The organism is Congzhengia sp., from assembly GCF_037235575.1.
Taxonomy (GTDB): domain Bacteria; phylum Bacillota; class Clostridia; order UBA1381; family UBA9506; genus Congzhengia; species Congzhengia minquanensis.
Map to the genome: position 1 here is coordinate 1 of NZ_JAXUNN010000028.1, position 16290 is coordinate 16290.

General features: G+C 40.9%; 14 protein-coding genes. 10 read left to right on the forward strand and 4 right to left on the reverse strand.

Annotation, left to right across the window (positions count from 1 at the left end; translation table 11 throughout):
- Nucleotides 1-214: 214 nt before the first annotated feature.
- Nucleotides 215-1393 (reverse strand): IS3 family transposase, encoded by a 1179-nt coding sequence (locus WIG73_RS05430; protein ID WP_337399601.1) that lies wholly within the window; start codon nt 1391-1393, stop codon nt 215-217.
- A gap of 165 nt (nt 1394-1558) precedes the next feature.
- On the opposite strand from WIG73_RS05430, the gene WIG73_RS05435 reads away from it, so the two are divergent.
- The 4 genes from WIG73_RS05435 to WIG73_RS05450 all read left to right on the forward strand — a co-directional run bounded on the left by WIG73_RS05435 (nt 1559) and on the right by WIG73_RS05450 (nt 5294).
- Nucleotides 1559-1993, forward strand: coding sequence for a hypothetical protein (locus WIG73_RS05435; RefSeq protein ID WP_337399602.1), 435 nt, complete (start codon nt 1559-1561; stop codon nt 1991-1993).
- 3 nt (nt 1994-1996) lie between these two features.
- Entirely contained in the window at nt 1997-2164 is a 168-nt protein-coding gene (locus tag WIG73_RS05440) for a hypothetical protein (protein ID WP_337399603.1), read from the forward strand.
- The gene (locus tag WIG73_RS05445) at nt 2139-3035 is read left to right on the forward strand and encodes a protein kinase (RefSeq protein WP_337399605.1); all 897 of its coding nucleotides are present in this window, start codon (nt 2139-2141) and stop codon (nt 3033-3035) included. Before WIG73_RS05440 ends, WIG73_RS05445 begins: the two co-directional genes overlap by 26 nt.
- A 585-nt stretch (nt 3036-3620) precedes the next feature.
- Nucleotides 3621-5294, forward strand: a complete 1674-nt coding sequence (locus WIG73_RS05450) for a helix-turn-helix domain-containing protein (RefSeq protein ID WP_337399606.1) — start codon at nt 3621-3623, stop codon at nt 5292-5294.
- Between the two features lie 111 nt (nt 5295-5405).
- On the opposite strand, the gene WIG73_RS05455 is transcribed toward WIG73_RS05450, so the two are convergent.
- Nucleotides 5406-6017 (reverse strand): sugar O-acetyltransferase, encoded by a 612-nt coding sequence (locus WIG73_RS05455; RefSeq protein ID WP_337399607.1) that lies wholly within the window; start codon nt 6015-6017, stop codon nt 5406-5408.
- A gap of 187 nt (nt 6018-6204) precedes the next feature.
- On the opposite strand from WIG73_RS05455, the gene WIG73_RS05460 reads away from it, so the two are divergent.
- A complete protein-coding gene (locus WIG73_RS05460) occupies nt 6205-8274 on the forward strand; it encodes a hypothetical protein (RefSeq protein WP_337399608.1) in 2070 nt (689 codons plus the stop codon).
- A gap of 36 nt (nt 8275-8310) precedes the next feature.
- Here WIG73_RS05460 and WIG73_RS05465 read toward each other — a convergent pair whose 3' ends face one another.
- Nucleotides 8311-9348, reverse strand: a complete 1038-nt coding sequence (locus WIG73_RS05465; protein WP_337399609.1) for a tyrosine-protein phosphatase — start codon at nt 9346-9348, stop codon at nt 8311-8313.
- A 187-nt stretch (nt 9349-9535) separates the two neighbouring features.
- Between WIG73_RS05465 and WIG73_RS05470 the strand changes: the two genes are divergently transcribed.
- The 4 genes from WIG73_RS05470 to WIG73_RS05485 all read left to right on the forward strand — a co-directional run bounded on the left by WIG73_RS05470 (nt 9536) and on the right by WIG73_RS05485 (nt 15093).
- Nucleotides 9536-10933 (forward strand): NCS2 family permease, encoded by a 1398-nt coding sequence (locus WIG73_RS05470; RefSeq protein WP_337399610.1) that lies wholly within the window; start codon nt 9536-9538, stop codon nt 10931-10933.
- 62 nt (nt 10934-10995) lie between these two features.
- Nucleotides 10996-11940 (forward strand): mannonate dehydratase, encoded by a 945-nt coding sequence (locus WIG73_RS05475; protein ID WP_337399611.1) that lies wholly within the window; start codon nt 10996-10998, stop codon nt 11938-11940.
- A gap of 115 nt (nt 11941-12055) precedes the next feature.
- Nucleotides 12056-13171 (forward strand): trypsin-like peptidase domain-containing protein, encoded by a 1116-nt coding sequence (locus WIG73_RS05480; RefSeq protein ID WP_337399613.1) that lies wholly within the window; start codon nt 12056-12058, stop codon nt 13169-13171.
- A 23-nt stretch (nt 13172-13194) separates the two neighbouring features.
- On the forward strand, nt 13195-15093 hold the full coding sequence (locus WIG73_RS05485) for a copper amine oxidase N-terminal domain-containing protein (RefSeq protein ID WP_337399614.1): 1899 nt from the start codon (nt 13195-13197) through the stop codon (nt 15091-15093).
- A gap of 72 nt (nt 15094-15165) precedes the next feature.
- Here the strand turns inward: WIG73_RS05485 and WIG73_RS05490 are convergent, their stop codons facing one another.
- The gene (locus tag WIG73_RS05490; protein ID WP_337399615.1) at nt 15166-15849 is read right to left on the reverse strand and encodes a TIGR00266 family protein; all 684 of its coding nucleotides are present in this window, start codon (nt 15847-15849) and stop codon (nt 15166-15168) included.
- A 129-nt stretch (nt 15850-15978) separates the two neighbouring features.
- On the opposite strand from WIG73_RS05490, the gene WIG73_RS05495 reads away from it, so the two are divergent.
- Entirely contained in the window at nt 15979-16230 is a 252-nt protein-coding gene (locus tag WIG73_RS05495; RefSeq protein ID WP_337399616.1) for a TM1266 family iron-only hydrogenase system putative regulator, read from the forward strand.
- Nucleotides 16231-16290 lie beyond the last annotated feature (60 nt).

The window sequence follows — 16290 nt, forward strand, 5'->3', positions numbered from 1 at the left end:
AGCATGCGGCTGTTAACCGCAGGGTCGTTGGTTCGAGCCCAACTTGAGGAGCCAATTGAACAGAACATGTAATTCGAACTATTGATGTCCGATTACATGTTCTGTTTTTTTACCCAAAGACCTATTTATGTGGTTTTTGGGTATTTTTATATACGAATCTGAAACTATACACTTTTTTCAAAAAAAGTTGGTTTTGAAGATGAAACGGATACTTTTATACATTTGAACCATTAATGTCCGCAACTAATTCTTGTGAAAGCCTTAATTTATCGTAAAACTTGGCCTCAAACTTATTCGGTGTTTGGTATCGCAGAACAGAGTGAGGCCGTTTTTCATTATAGAAGACCATATAATTGTTGATGCTGCGTTTCATATCTTCAACAGTTTTATATTCGTGGCGATAGAGCTCTTCTTGTTTTAAACTGCTGAAAAATGATTCGCATACAGAATTATCGTATGGTCTGCCGGGTTTAGAAAATGATTGTTCAACATTCAACTCTTTTAATTGATTCATAAAGGTTTTAGATGTGAAGTTACTGCCTTGGTCTGAATGAAAGAGCAGATTGCCGGTGATTTCTCTTGAACTGTAAGCTTGCATCAAAGTCTTCCTTATGAGCTGTGTGCTGTTCTTTTTTGAAATTTTCCAAGCAACTGCCTTGCGAGCGAACAAATCAATAATCACACATATGTAGTACCTCATTTGATTGTAAGTGTAGTACGTCACGTCACTAACCCAGACCTCATTTGGACAAGTTGCAGTGAATTGCTGGTTCAAAATATTCTGTTTTCGCCTTTGGTTGAGTTCATATAATGCCTTTGCACCGCCGCGAATACTAAACCAACCATTTTCGTGCATGATTTTCGCTATTGTATTTGAGGAAACATGATAACCTCGGTTATGCATAACTGCAGCGACTTTGCCGGGACCATAAATCTGATTGCTCTCATGATAAATTTCTTCTATGATAGGGGTTAATTCATCGCGCCTTTGCTTGGTTTGTGTGTTGCCGTTTTTATTACGGAGCTTGCGGTTGTAATAGGTTCCTTTTGAAAGGCACAACGCATCACAAAGTACATTGATATTGTATCCTTCTAAGAGCATATCCTCGATGGCGGTATACTTGTCGTCAACAGAATCGGTAGCCAAGCAAGAAGAAGACTGCAATATTTTAATAATAGTTTGACTGCGTTCATACTTTCGGCTTAGGTCGTTGTAGTCTTTTAAATTGATAGGATGGTCTTTAAATTTGTGGTTGCAATTATGTTCGTTAATCCAACTATAGATAGTGGATCGAGAAATGCCTGTCCGCTTATGAATGGACATAACACCCTCGCCGGATAAATAACATTGGAGAATGCTATCCTTTTGTTTTTGCGTGTAGATTTGGTTCATGATTGAAACCTCCTTTAATTAAAATGATTTCTATTATATCATGAATTTGGAGTTCATTCGAATCATTAGGTGAAAGGCTAACATAATACACAGTAAATAAAGGGCATATGGTTGAATTTTTTGGAGAATTATGGTATAATTAATAAAAAGGGGTGATTAAGTTTTATGAAAGTATTAGGTATAGTTATAAAGAAAAATGAAATTTGGTATTCAGTAGTTTCTGGTACAGAGATGAATAATGCTGTTGTTGTGGATACAGGAAAACATGTTTTTAGAGCTGAATCATCGGTACAAACATTAATGATGGATTTTAGTAATATATATGCGGAATTAATACTAAAATTTAAACCAGAAAGAATAGCATATAAGCTGTTTTTAGAAGCTGTCATGAATCAAATACCCTATATGCATTATTCTTTAGGTGTTTTAAATTTAGTATCTAAACAAAATGGTATAGAGACTACTGAAAGAACAAACAAATGGATAACTGCAGGAAAAAAATCAAAGATTAATAAGTTCAATGAGTATTTTAAAGATCATAGTTATAAAAATGAAGAACTGGCAGCAACTTTGATTGCTTGGTTTGAATTGGGGGATTAGGAAGTGGATTTAAGTAGTGATTATTCAGGTCAAGAAATCGGCAAGTATTATTTAATTGAAAAGTTAGGAAATGAGAGTTTTGGTGCAGTATATAGAGCTCATGATAGGATTTTAAAAACAGATAAGGCTATAAAAATATTAGAAGTTGAAAATCCAAGAGAGGGCGTTTAAACTTTTTAATGAAGCTGCTATACCATATAAGTGTAAACATAATCATATTATAAAAATTAATAGTGGGGAGCTATTTAATTTTAATAAAGAACTTCTGTTTGTAGTAGATATGGACTTGGCAAATGGCGAGTCTATAGAAACCATATTGAAGAAAAGATATATTTCGGTAATAGATAGTTTAAATATAATAAAGGATATTTTATTTGCTGTTGAATATTCGCATCTTAGTGGAAGTATACATAGAGATATAAAGCCAGCGAATATATTAATGGATAATGGTATACCCAAGTTATCGGATTTTGGATTGTCGACGGCTTTGGGTAGTGTAATTGTTCCTTGGAAATGGTATCGTTCACATGCTGCGCCAGAAACTTTTGTTAGTGATTCGGTGGCTACTATTGAAACTGATATTTATGCAATTGGAATTACGTTATATAGAATGGTTAACAATATTTCAGAATGGAGATTGTTTTTGAACAGTATTTCAAATGCTGATAAAAGTATTCGGTCAGGAAAACTGATTGATAAATTGCCAATGGCAGATTATGTTCCTGAAAAAGTGCAAAGAATCATTAAAAAAGCGTGTAAAGCCGATCCAGCAAAACGGTATCACACAGCTTCTGAAATGAGAAATGCTATTGAAAAACTTCAACTTATGTATAATTGGAATCCTATTAACGAAAGACATTGGAAAGGTAAAGCAGAGGGCTATCCAAATAAAGAGGCATTGGTTGATGTACGACGGCAATTTATAGAAGTTGTCATAAAAAACAATAATAGAAAACAGTCTTCGGAAAGCCAAAAATTTTTAGATTTAGTTGAAGCACAAAACTATATGTATCAATATATTAAAAAAACAACATTACTTTGATGTGCAGACTGATGTGTAATGAAGAGATTTTAGTTAAAAGTTTTAATTTTATTGGATGTGAAGTGAGCACTTTGATATTGCAAAAAACAAGTTGGGGTTCAGATATCTAAATCGTTCACTCTTCCCACGTCGCAGCAAACTACGCTGCATTCAAAAATCCCACTCAAATGAGTGGGATTTTCTCATATGCTCCGTTGCTGCTCCTCTTTCGCAAAAGGTCACGCTTGCTGCGGCTATGCCCTTGTAAACGCGGGCATCACGCCTCCGTTGCGCTATCAACCTTTTGCGAGTATGCGCCTGCGGCACAAAAGATATCTAAATTGTTCGCTTTTTTCAATGGTTTGAGGGATTTTTGCAAAAATCACTTTTGAAGAAAAAAGGTAGATGCCAAGCAGTTTTGAACTAGAATTGAACTGCTTACACTGATAATAATATGAAAATCACAAAAAACGATTTATATGCATTTTAAGTCGTTCTTTTTTGTGAAGATTAGAGTTGTAAAATATGTATTTAAAAGCAATTTTGTTATTGCTTTTTTGTTTGTTTTTAATTACAATATAAAAAAAGGATGATTAGGAGATTAAAATGGAAAAGTTATTTGATAAATATATAAATAGGCAATTTGATAAAAATGAAGTTGATGTGTTTTTAGATGAGGTTTTTAGTTATTATCCAATTAAATGCGAAAATATAAGATATATTGATAATAAAAACTTTGACAAACTTGTATCACAATTACAAAAGAATCCTATAATTAAAAAGATTATAATAGAGGACATAATTAACATTGTAAAAAAGGCATCAGACGGGTGTAGTATACAATCCCCAATTATTGACGAGTTGACAGGTGAAATTAAGTCAGTTATAAAGGGTGATTTAGCTGATAATTTTTCTGTTGAAAGTTATGCTAAGCAGAAGAATATTAGTGTATACTATTTAGTCCATCTATTTAAGAAAACAACAGGAATGACAGTGCTTGAATACCGTGATAAGGAAAGAGTTCATAAAGCAATTGAATATTTGGAAGGAACTAATGAGAGCATATCTGAAATTTCTATAAAAACAGGATTTTGCAGTCCTAGTTATTTTTCTGAGGTATTCAAAAAATATACTACTGTAACTCCAACTGAATTTAGAAAAATTATCAAAGAGGAAAAAAATGCATACAAACTTAAACATTTTAATTATCAAGATAAAATCTTGTATAATAAGATTAAAAGCATAGATATATGTGGAGATGTAAAGGAAATATTAAAAGAAGACTGTGTTTTGGATTATATTGTTTCTTTGCCGAATGAAGAGTACGGGTTTTTGCATGAAACGGCTATCATTGAGTATAAAGGTGTATTGTTTGCGGCGTGGTATAATAATAAGAAATTAGAGTTGACAGGCAGAACAACGATTAGGTTTTCTACATCAAATGATGATGGAAAAACTTGGAGTGAAGCTAAAATCGTTAGAGATGATATAAGTGCTGAAATTTTATATTGCCCTCCTGTTTTTGCCGTTGAAAATGAAACACTATATATGTTTATGAATGAGATGGTTGGTCCTGATTTAATTCATTCATTTGATTTGCTTAAATATAATAATGACACTAAAGAGTTTCAACTTGTTTGGTCAAGACCTATTCCGTTTAAGTTGAACACGAATGTTTATAAATTAAAAAACGGAAAGCTTATGCTTCCCGGAAGAATTGGAAAATTAGATGGATTTCCAAATACGCCAGCAGTTTTAATTTCTGACTCTGGTAAAATTGAAGATGAATGGCGATTGATTAAAATACAAGCAGATGGCAAACTTCCAGATGGCGCTAATTTTGTACATCCAGAAATATCAGCAATTGTTTTAGATGAAAGAATATATGTTTTTTCGAGAAATGATGAAAGAAATGTTCCTCTTGTATATATATCTAACGATTTTGGAGAAACTTGGTCTGATGTATTATCTCACAATATCCCATTTTCAAGTTCAAAAATCTATTCCGGAACATTAAAAAATGGGGTAAATTATGTCGTTGGAAATGTCTATCCTGGAAGAAATAAGTTAGAAATATTTTTTAGTAAACCAAATGAAATAAATTTTGATAAAAAAATAGTTTTACAAGATGGTTTTTCACAACACTTTCGATTTGGAAAAATGTGGCATTATCCGGCTGCTTGTGAATATAATAATAAATTATATGTTATATATACAGTGAATATGAATTGGAATACCAGAGGGGCAGTTGTGTCAGTAATTGATATAGACAAAATCTAAAATTCAGTTGCATCTAAACCATTCGGCTCTCTCAAAAGAGCACGTCATACGATGTACTCTTTTTCGTTATACAATCAAGCCGACGCGGATTAAACGCATCGGCTTTAATTTTCACAAATTTGCTAAATCAATTTTTCTGCTTTTAAAGTAATATTCTTTGTCGTGTTCATTAATTTTACGCAGTATCCTGCAAGGATTTCCAACGGCAACAACGTTGGGCGGCAAATCCTTTGTTACAATACTCCCCGCGCCGATAACAACATTATCTCCGATAGTAATTCCCGGTAAAACTATTACACCTGCGCCAAGCCAGCAGTTTTTTCCGATATGTACCGGTGCATTATATTGATATGCCTTTTCTCTCAGTTCAGGCAAAATCGGGTGTCCCGCCGTTGCAATGGTAACATTCGGCCCAAACATGGTATAGTCCCCCACGTAGATATGCGTATCGTCTACCATAGTTAGATTAAAGTTTGCATAAATATGATCTCCCCAATGGCAATGCGCACCGCCAAAATTTGCATGGAACGGTGGCTCAATATAACAACCGTCGCCGATTTCGGCAAACATTTCTTTCATCAATTTCTGCCGTTTTTCAAACTCAGTTGGACGTGTCATGTTAAAGTCGTAAAGCCAATCAAGGCATTTTGTCTGCCGCTTCAAAATTTCATCGTTTCCGGGCAAATAAAGCTCTCCCGTGTGCATCTTATCTTTCATACTCATAGCTCAGTTTCCTCCAAATATAGGGTTATAAATCATATTCCGTCTTTTCATGTTTTAATTATCTTAACACAGATACCATTAAAATGCAAGCTTGCATATGGAGATAGCAACTATAACATTGCAATCCCTGCTTCTATGTGATATAATGCCTTTAAATGTAGACGACAAACAGAAAGGCTGTGTAAAAATGCATAAAAACCGATTTCGTGCCCCTATGATGCTTATGATGGACACCGGTATGATTACGGAAGAGGGCGCGCTTGAAGCAGCAGTAAAAGACATTGCAGAGCACGGGTTCGATGCCGTTTGTATGGAATTTCGAAACTGCATTTTGTCGGAGTCAGACCCCTTAGGCAGAAACGCCATGGAACGTGTGTGCGCCGCCGCAGAGGCAAACGGGATAGACGCTGTAAAAACAATTCCCGCACAGATGACAGATTGTATGCGCAAGGATCCGACTATAAGGCGCCGAATTTCAAAGGCATGTCATGCCCGTGTGACAGACGGGTATTTTCGCGCTGACCTTCCGGCAGCAAAAGGTAAGGCTGTAAAAATTATAAAGGCATTTTTTACAGACGGCGCGGTTAAGGACGTAACAAATCAGATAAATTGCCGCTTTGAGCTTGACGCACAGCCGTATATGCAAGGATTGTATCAAGAAGACGGAACGCTTCTTATCTATGTGGAGTTTGAAACTGACGAAATTGATTATGCCTATGAGGGCATAAAAACTTGTGTAGAACGCCATATTTCCCTTTACGACGGGCTGACCCTTTCGGGCTTTGCCTTGGATGAATTTGGCGCGGGGACAAAGCTGGAGCACGTATACCACACAGGGGAATGGTTTTTAAATCGTTTTTATAAGGAATTTGGCTACAGCTTTCAAGATGTGATTTATAAAATGGACGCACCAGCACCCGGCGCGGCAAAGGTGCGGCATGACTATTATTACTTAACATATCTCCTTACATATGAATTTCAAAAAACAGTGCGGGACAGCTTTGAAAGGCAGTTTGGAAAAGAGATTTTCATTGGATTTCACAACACCTGGTGGGGCGAGGGAAACTCCGGCGATTTGTGGGCCGGAAATATTGGCTATTTCGGCCTGACAAAAGCGTTAAGCGGCGGTTTTGTGGACGCGCAGTATGACGCACAGAGAACCATGCTGTCTATGACGCTGCTCAGCGAATCCTTAGCAAAATATTCCGATACGGGAATCGCCTATAACATGTGCTGGGACAGGTTTCCCACCCACGAAAAAATGGACTATTACCACCGCTACCTTGCCATGCGCAACGTCCGCTGGATTGGCCACGGTTATGGCAGAACAGGAATTTTTGGACCGGGCTATCCCCATCACAGCACTTGGGAGGACACAAAAATATGCACTATGCGGGAACGAAAAATGCAGGCGTTTTACAATGGCGCGGTGTCAAAACCAAAGGCGGCGTTTTTATATCTTTGGGAAGGGCTTTCCTATTTTAATGACAGCTCCATTCACTTTCACCGGCTGGGTATGAAAGCGCTGCTTGAAAAGGTGCAGCTTGCGGGAATTGAGCTTGACGTAATTTGCAGGTTAGACGAGGACACAGCAGGCTATGACGTGCTGTTCCTGTCCTGGCCCGCCATGCTTCCCCAGGGTATGATGGAAAAAGTGGAGCAATTGGCAGAAATGGGGAAACAAATCATTTTCCTTGGAACGCCTGTGTTTTGTGACACCGCAGGAAACGACTTGTCAAAACGATTTGAAACCCTCACCGGGTGCAAAGCCGGGGAACGGATTGCGTATGCCCAGGATTATGAATATGCTGCAAATGATTTGTGGTTTACAAAGCATAAAATTCCCATGCAGATGTTTCCGCTTGCGCCGAAATCGGCGGAAACAGTTGCGGAAATAAACGGCACTGTGTGCGGAGTAAAAAAGGGCAGCGTTTCGTTTTATTCCTTTGAGGCGGCGCTGACAGAAACGTTTGACAGTATCCTCGGTATGCTGAAAATAAATCAAAACCCGTTTGTGAAAGACGGTGTTCTGTCAAAGCTGGCATATGGAGATGGATTTGAGATTTTCTGCCTATGCGGCATTTGGAGCAAAAAAATAACGGGCACGTTCCCCTTTAAAGGCCATGAATTTCAAGTAGATAAGGCAGATTTTGTGGGGATTAAGGTATATGATAGCGGTGCCGTAACCATTGCCGCGCCTGCAAATTGCACTGTTTTTGTGGACGGAGAGAAAATAACGCCGAATATTATTGTTTAAAACACCCGGGCTGCTTTTATTTGCAGCCCGGGTGTTTCAGTCTTCCGTCAATATGCTCCGTATGGTTTTTAGCTCTTGCTCCGTAATTCCAGCGGAAAGGAGAAAATTTTCACTTTTCTGGTTCACGGTGTCTCCCGGATAGGCTTCCAAAGCCTTTAAAAATGCCTGAAACAGCTCGGAATTCCGGCTGCGCTCTCCCCATATGGAAAGGGACGTCAGCTCATAGTCCAAATATAAATCGTTTTCCGCCATGCCCAAAATCGCACAGAGCAGAAAAATCAGCGTTCCGGTTCTGTCGGCGCCACCCCAGCAGTGAATGTAAAACGGATAGTTCTTTTTATCAGTAAACAGCCGGAAAACCTTGCGGCAAACGTCCTTTTCGCTGTCTGACATAAATTCGTCATAGGCTTTCACGGGAATGAGGCAAAAATGAATATCCGGCCCAAGCGCGGAACAGGTGACCTTCCCAACTGCCTCACCCCGCAAATCCAAATCGGTTTTCATGTTCAGGTCATGCAGCAAGGTGTTTTTGCCGGAAGCTGTGATGATGTGGTGAAACTCCATTTCACAGCCGCGAAACACAAGCCCTTGCCGAATTCGTTTTCCGCCGGGCAATGGCCAGCCGCCAATGTCCCTCACATTGCTCAAGCCTCCGGCGCCAATCCAGCGGGGCGGCGTAAGCGCGGTGGTAAAGCAGTATGTATCGGATACGCAGACGGTTTCTCCGTTTTTCAAAGCAAAAACCCTCCAATAATAGGTCTGCCCCAATAAAAGACTGTCAACATCAGCCGTGCCGTTGCATCCGCGGAAGGTTTTTTTAGTTTGAAAGTTCTGATCCACAGAAAGCTCAAGCCAGGTTTCAAAACCGTTGGCTTCATTAAAGTCAGCCGTCCAGCAAAATGATACAGGCGCAGGATTCGTGTTGTCGTCCCCCTGCTTTACAAGGTTCAGCCAGTCAATTTTTAAATTTTGACCGGCGTCTCGTTTGCCGGCAGTTTCCATAAACGTCTGCTGTGCTTCTGTCGTCTGGCTTACCACCTGGAAGTTTGCCGGTTTTTTTAACACAATCTTCATACCAATGAAACCTCCCTCAAAGTTATTTTATTATACCGCAATTTTATTTTCCTGTCAACAAACAATTAAAATTGTTAATTTTTCACAAAATTCCAGCAATATTTTCTATTACAAAGCTGTTGAAATCCGTCGTAAAATATGTTATACTTTTCCATGTCATAAAAAATTTACAAATGGAGTTGAGAAAATGGAAAAGTTTTTTAAGCTGAAGGAACACAACACAACGGTAAAAACAGAAATTGCCGCTGGAATCACCACTTTCATGGCCATGGCCTACATCTTAATGGTGAACGCCGGCATGTTCTCTGAGCTGGGTGTTGTGTCGTACAATGCAATTTACATTGCAACCGCGATTTCAGCCGTAATCGGAACCCTGCTCATTGGCCTTTTGTCAAACCTGCCCTTAGCGCAGGCTTCCGGCATGGGACTAAACGCATTTTTTGTCTACACAGTTTGTATGGGCATGGGCCTTACCTATGCCAACGCACTGACCTTGGTCCTGCTTGACGGTATTGTCTTCATTCTTTTAACCGTTACAGGATTAAGAAAGCTTATTTTCGACGCAATCCCCAAATGTGTGAAAACAGCCATTCCGGTAGGTATTGGTCTGTTCATTGCATTCTTAGGCCTTCAAAACGCTGGCCTGATTGTATCAAACCCGTCCACAGCAGTATCTTTAGCCTCCTTTAATCTTTTAAACGGAACTGCAACATGGGCAACGGTTATGCCCTTGCTGGTAACAGTGTTTGCTGTTATTTTGATTGCTGTACTAGCATCTAAAAAGGTAAAAGGTGCGGTGCTGTGGGGCATTATCGGCGGCTCTGTTTTATACTACGTTTTAGGTTTTACCATTCCTGGCTTTTATGACGGATTTGTTCAAAGCCTTTCGTTTAACCCGCTGACCGCATTCGGCGATTTCGGCAGCCAGGCATTCGGCAAGGTGTTTACAGAAGGATTTGATTTCAGCGCCTATCTTGCCGGCCATTCCATGGAAAGCCTTGTTATTTTGATTATTACAACCGCTTTGGCATTTTGCATGGTGGACATGTTCGACACGCTGGGCACACTGTTCGGCGCATGTTCACAGGGAAATATGCTGGATGAAGACGGCAATGTTCCCAACATGAACCGTGCAATGCTGGCAGACGCCATTGCAACCACAACTGGCGCAATCTGCGGAACGTCTACAGTAACCACATTTGTGGAATCCTCTGCAGGCATTGCTGAGGGCGGACGGACAGGCCTTTCTTCCATTGTTACTGCCATTGCGTTTTTCATTGCCATGTTCTTAAGCCCCATTGCAGCGCTCATTCCCGGCAACGCAATTGCTGCTGCACTGATTTATGTTGGCGTTTTAATGGCAAGCGGTGTGTCGAAAATCGACTGGAAAGAAGCAGATTTTGCTGTTCCTGCATTTTTAACACTGGCAATTATGCCCTTTGCCTATAACATCAGTTATGGTATTGCATTCGGCCTTATTTCCTATGTCTTCATCAAACTGTTCACAGGAAAGACAAAAGAAATCAATGCCGGAACTTGGGTTATTTCTGTTTTGTTTGCAATGATGTTCTTCTTAACGCATTAATCATTTTTTAGGACAGCCGAAAGGCTGTCCTTTTTTTTGGGCTTGTGCTAAAATAGGAAAGGGTGATAAAACTGACAATAACAGACTATTTTCAGTCAGAACATGACATAACATGGGATTATGCAAAACAATGCGGTATTTACCATGGCGTCATCCGTCTGCCGGAAACGGAACAGTTTGATGTAACAGACGGCAGACATTGGGACGGCGTTTACAAAAAGTTTTCGGATTTTGGCATTACGCCAATTGTTCTTGAGCCAATGCCAAACTGCCTGCACGATCATATTAAAACTGGGGATGTCTTCCGGGACGAATGCATTGAAAAAGTAATAAAAATGTTTCCTATTATGGATCGGCTGAACATTAGAACAATTTGTTTTAATTTCATGGCGCACATCGGCTGGCTGAGAACAAATCACAGTGTTTTAGAGCGCGGCGGTGCATTGGTCACAGGATTTGATATCAAGGATTTTAAGTCAAAAGGCGAAATCATTACAGCAAATACCCTGTGGGAAAATTATGAATACTTTATAAAAGCAGTAATTCCCGCAGCAGAAAAATATGGAATAAGGCTGGCGCTTCACCCAGACGACCCGCCGGTTCCTGCTTTGGGCGGGGTTGAACGCATTATGATAAGTTATAAAAACATTTGCCGGGCAATGGAGGTGGTAAAATCAAACAGCTTGGGCATTACAATGTGCCAGGCAACCTACCTTATGATGGGTGAAAATTTATTTGATATTATACCAAAGCTCGCGGAAAAGATATTTTTTATCCATTTTAGAAATGCCCGCGGCAATAAATTTCAATTTCAGGAAACATTTCACGACAACGGCGAAATTGACATGGCAAAGGTTCTGCGGCTTTATAAAGCCTTGAGAGTTGACGTTCCTATACGTGTGGATCACGTGCCTACCATGGCTGGCGAAACAGATACTACAGGCTACACAGCATTGGGCAGGCTGTTTGCCATTGGATATTTAAAAGGAATGTTAGAGGCAATATAAAAAACAAAAAACAACCGCAAACGCGGTTGTTTTTTGTATATCTGTGACAAAAAGGCTTTACACTGTGACAATGATGTGATATAATGTAACCAATTTTATTGAAAAGGGGGATTTAATGGTGAAAACAGCATTAAAAGCGCTTTTGGCCGTGACAATTTGCGTGACATGTTCCGTGGTTGTTTTGGCGGCAGACGGTGTTTCGGTTTTTGTAAATGACCGGCCAATATCTGCGGACGCATTCATTCAAGACGACAGCACATACGTTCCGCTGCGTGCCGTGAGTGAGGCGCTGGGCGCAAAGGTAGAATGGGACGGGAGCACCCGCAGCGTTTATATAGAAACGTCGGAGGAAACTGTTGTTCCCAACATAATTGAACAGGTCAGCAGCAGCGTAGTTGCCGTTGTAGGAAATTATGTGGGGGCAGGAGCGGCGTCCTACAGTGAATATTACTCGTTTGGCACCGGTGTAATCATCAAAAGCGGCGGCGTAATTTTAACAAACGCCCACGTGGTGCGGGACATGGAAAATCTTACGGTAATTTTTAAAAACGGTGAAAGCTATTCGGGCATCGTGCAGTATCGAGACGACGTTTCCGATATTGCGGTGGTGAAAATTGACAAGCTGGGCTTAACGCCCATTGCCATAGGTTCTTACGACGATCTGCGCGTAGGCGAAACCGTCATTGCAATTGGAACGCCGCTGTCGCTTACCATGCGGAACACCGCAACAAAGGGCATTGTCAGCGGAAAAGATGTTTCTGTTCCCGGCGAGCACTTTGCATTTTTGCAGTCAGATGCGGCAACCAATCAGGGAAATTCCGGCGGTCCGCTGATTAACCTAAAAGGAGAGCTGGTGGGGATTAATTCTATGGGTGTGCAAAATGCCGACGGCGTTTCCTGGGCTATTCCCTCCGACACGGTGCAGTATGTTTTAAAACAGTTTGAAACCAATGGCAAGGTGAATTATCCCGATTTGGGCGTTACCTTTGAGCAGTCGTGGGAGGCGAACATCGGACTGCCCACAACGAAGGGGCTCAGCGTGAAGTCCGGCGCAAACGGCGGTTTGGCGCAGGGGGACGTGGTGACGCAAATAAACGGCATTTTGGTGCATTCGTTCACTGAGCTGCACGAAGCATTAAAAGACACCTATACCGCTGGGGACATTTCCGTAACAAGAATTCGCGGAGATGCTGAAGAAGTTGTTCAAGTGACGCCGTCACTGAAAAATTAAATTATAAGAAATGAGGGGTTTGTATGAAAAGGAAGTTTTTAAGCGTAATTGTTGGGTGCATCCTGTGCCTTTCGTGCTTTACAGCGTTTGCAGACGGCGCGGAAAAAGTGGAAATTCAATTTGCTGTCGGCGACAGTGTATTATCCATCAACGGCCAGAACATAGAGGTTGAAACGCCCTATATCGCCGGTGAAGGCACCACGCTGGTGCCGCTGCGCGTAATTACAGAAGCGTTTGGCGCCCAGGTGGATTGGGACGGTACAACGCAAAAAATTACGTTAACCTATCCTGACGTAAACATTGTTTTGCACATTAACAGCAAAGTCGCCCAGGTGAATGACCACAATGAAACTTTGCCCGAGCCGCCGGCCTTGAGTGCAAACGGCATTACCATGGTTCCGCTGAGGTTTATTTCTGAAACCTTTGGCGCAACCGTTGGGTTCGACGGGGCAACCAGCCGTGTAACCGTTACGAAAGAAGCCATACATAACGATACGGTACAGGGAAAAACAGAACTGGCCAAAACCGGAGACAGCTATTTTAAATGGAGCATTGATACCCCAAAAAATATGTCTATTGACTATAGAACGTCCAACGGCGATTCGGTTTTTTATATGGACGGATATGAAAACCGGTTCAGCGTTACGGCAAATTATAGCAACCCAGAAAAGGGGGATATTCAGGAAGCATTAAGTAACTTAAAGGATTTGGCGGCGGGAACCACTTTAATGAAAGCGGAAACAGGCAAGGACAGTCAGGGTAACGAATTTGCCCATGTAAAATGCAAATCCAAGGAAGAAAACGTTGAACTTAAGATGATTTATACCAAAAAGTTTGATTATATCGTTTCATCTGTTGTGTCATTAGACACGCCGAAAGAGGATGTTGCAAAAATTGACGAGTTGTTTCACAGCTTCAGTACGTGGGACGGCTCAGGCGAAGACGTTTATAATTTGTCTACAGTAGATCCCGATGGCTATTACTTATATGAAAACAACAAATTTAAACTCTCGGTGCGTGTTCCTGCCTATCTTTGCCTAAACGAGAACAGCCAGGAGGAAAATGTTTTGGAATTTAAAAGCAAAAGCTATGAACATCAGAACAGCAGATGTAGTATTGCGATTTTTTCCAAAACAGAAAACTGCACGGCAAAAAAACTTGCGGATTTAGACAAAACCTCGAATTGCGGCCGGCTGAACCCGAATTTAACCACATTTGAACAACTGCAAAATTATACTATTTCCGGTATCAGCGGGCTGCGGTATGGATATACCGTTAAAAACTCTGTGAATGATGACAAATCGTTTGCCGATATTTTCTTTGAACTGGGCAATTATGTGTACAACATTGCGGTGGAAACCAGCGAAAAGGATACGGCAATCATTGAGCAAATTCTTCCCACTTTTAAAGTGGAAAAATTAAGCCGAGATGAAATCGGCGACATGATGCGCAATGACCCCGACTTTTCAAGGCCGCTCAGAGTGGATTTAAAATCAGTTTCTTTTGAACTTCCGGGTTCATGGCAAGAAGAAACCAATCAGGATATCTCTGATAAATCCGGACGGTATTCGGCATTTGACAGAAATACCGCTTCGCTCATTATGTTCGAAATTTATGCTAATGAAACTGCTGTGTCAGCAGCAACGGTTATGAACTATGTGAAAGATTCTATGCTGAAAGACTCAGCATTTAAAAACACACTGATAGACAAAGTGGAAGGAGTTACTTTAAACGGCGTAACGTTTCAGAAAATGCAGCTTAAATCGGTAAGCGACGACGGAGAAATCCTTTATGCTACAATTTATATCGGTGTTTCCAAGGGAAAAGTAATCCAGATAACGTTATTGGAGCCGGAACTTTTTTATAGCGGCAAAACAGGATTAAAAGTATCTGAAGTACTGACCAATATGACAGTAAAATAGCGTTAAAATAAATGTAACCTCATATACTCCGATAAGGAGTATATGAGGTTTTTTACTGAATTTTGTTTTAAATCAGTTCGATTTTTGCGGTACAAAGGGAATAATCCGCGATGCAAGCTCGTCAATGGCCATGGTCTGCAGCCAAATTTTGCCCGGTCCGGTTAGTGTGGTGAGCGCCAGGCCCTCGCCGCCGAATAGCAGGTTTTTAAACCCTTTTACAAATTCTACCGAATAGGTAACCGTGCCTTCAAAGGCCGCAACGTTGCCCGTGTCCACCTTATAGGTTTGGCCGGGGGCCAAGTCAATTTCGCGGATGGAGCCGTCCAGCTCGCAAAACACCTTGCCGTTGCCTTTATACCGCTGAAGCAAAAATCCCTCGCCGCCAAAAAGGCCGCCCTTAAGCCCAACGGTAAAGTCGGTGGTTATTTCAACGTCTGGCTCTGAGCAAAGGAACGCACCTTTCTGCGCCACAATTTCATACCCGTTGCCGATTTCAAACATTTTAATTTCTCCCGGAATGGTGGCGGAAAACGTAATCTCTTGTCCGTCGGTTCTCGCGGTGTAGGTGGCAATAAACAGCGAATCCCCCGTTAGCAGGCGACCTAAACCCTTTAACACACCGCCTTTGGCGTTGGTCATCATGTCAATTTGGTCCGTCATCCAGCACATGCCTCCAGACTGGGTGCAAATGCTTTCCCCGCGGGAAAGCTTCATGGTTACAGCGGGCAGATTACCGCCCCAGATTTCATATTCCATTGTTTCAACCTCCCTGTTAAAATTTTTTAAATTTTTATGTTTCTTTCGTGAAAAAATAGACAAAACATGTTTTATATAGTATAATATAAATGAAATAGATTGTCAATATGAGTTGAGGGAGCAGTGCACATGGATACGAGAGTGGCGGTCATCGGAATTGTAGTGGAAAATGAAAACTCCGTACAGGAACTAAACACCGTGCTGCACGCCTATGGAATATATATAATCGGAAGAATGGGCATTCCTTACAGGGAGCGGGGCGTAAATATTATCAGCATTGCGATCGACGCGCCGGAGGAGGTTATTTGTGCGTTATCGGGTAAAATCGGAAAGCTTCCCGGCGTCAGTGCAAAAACCGCATATTCCAATTTAAGGTCTTAACCCCGGCCAATGCCGGAATTATATAAAATTTAACTGACGGGAAAGAGGGTTCTGACCCGG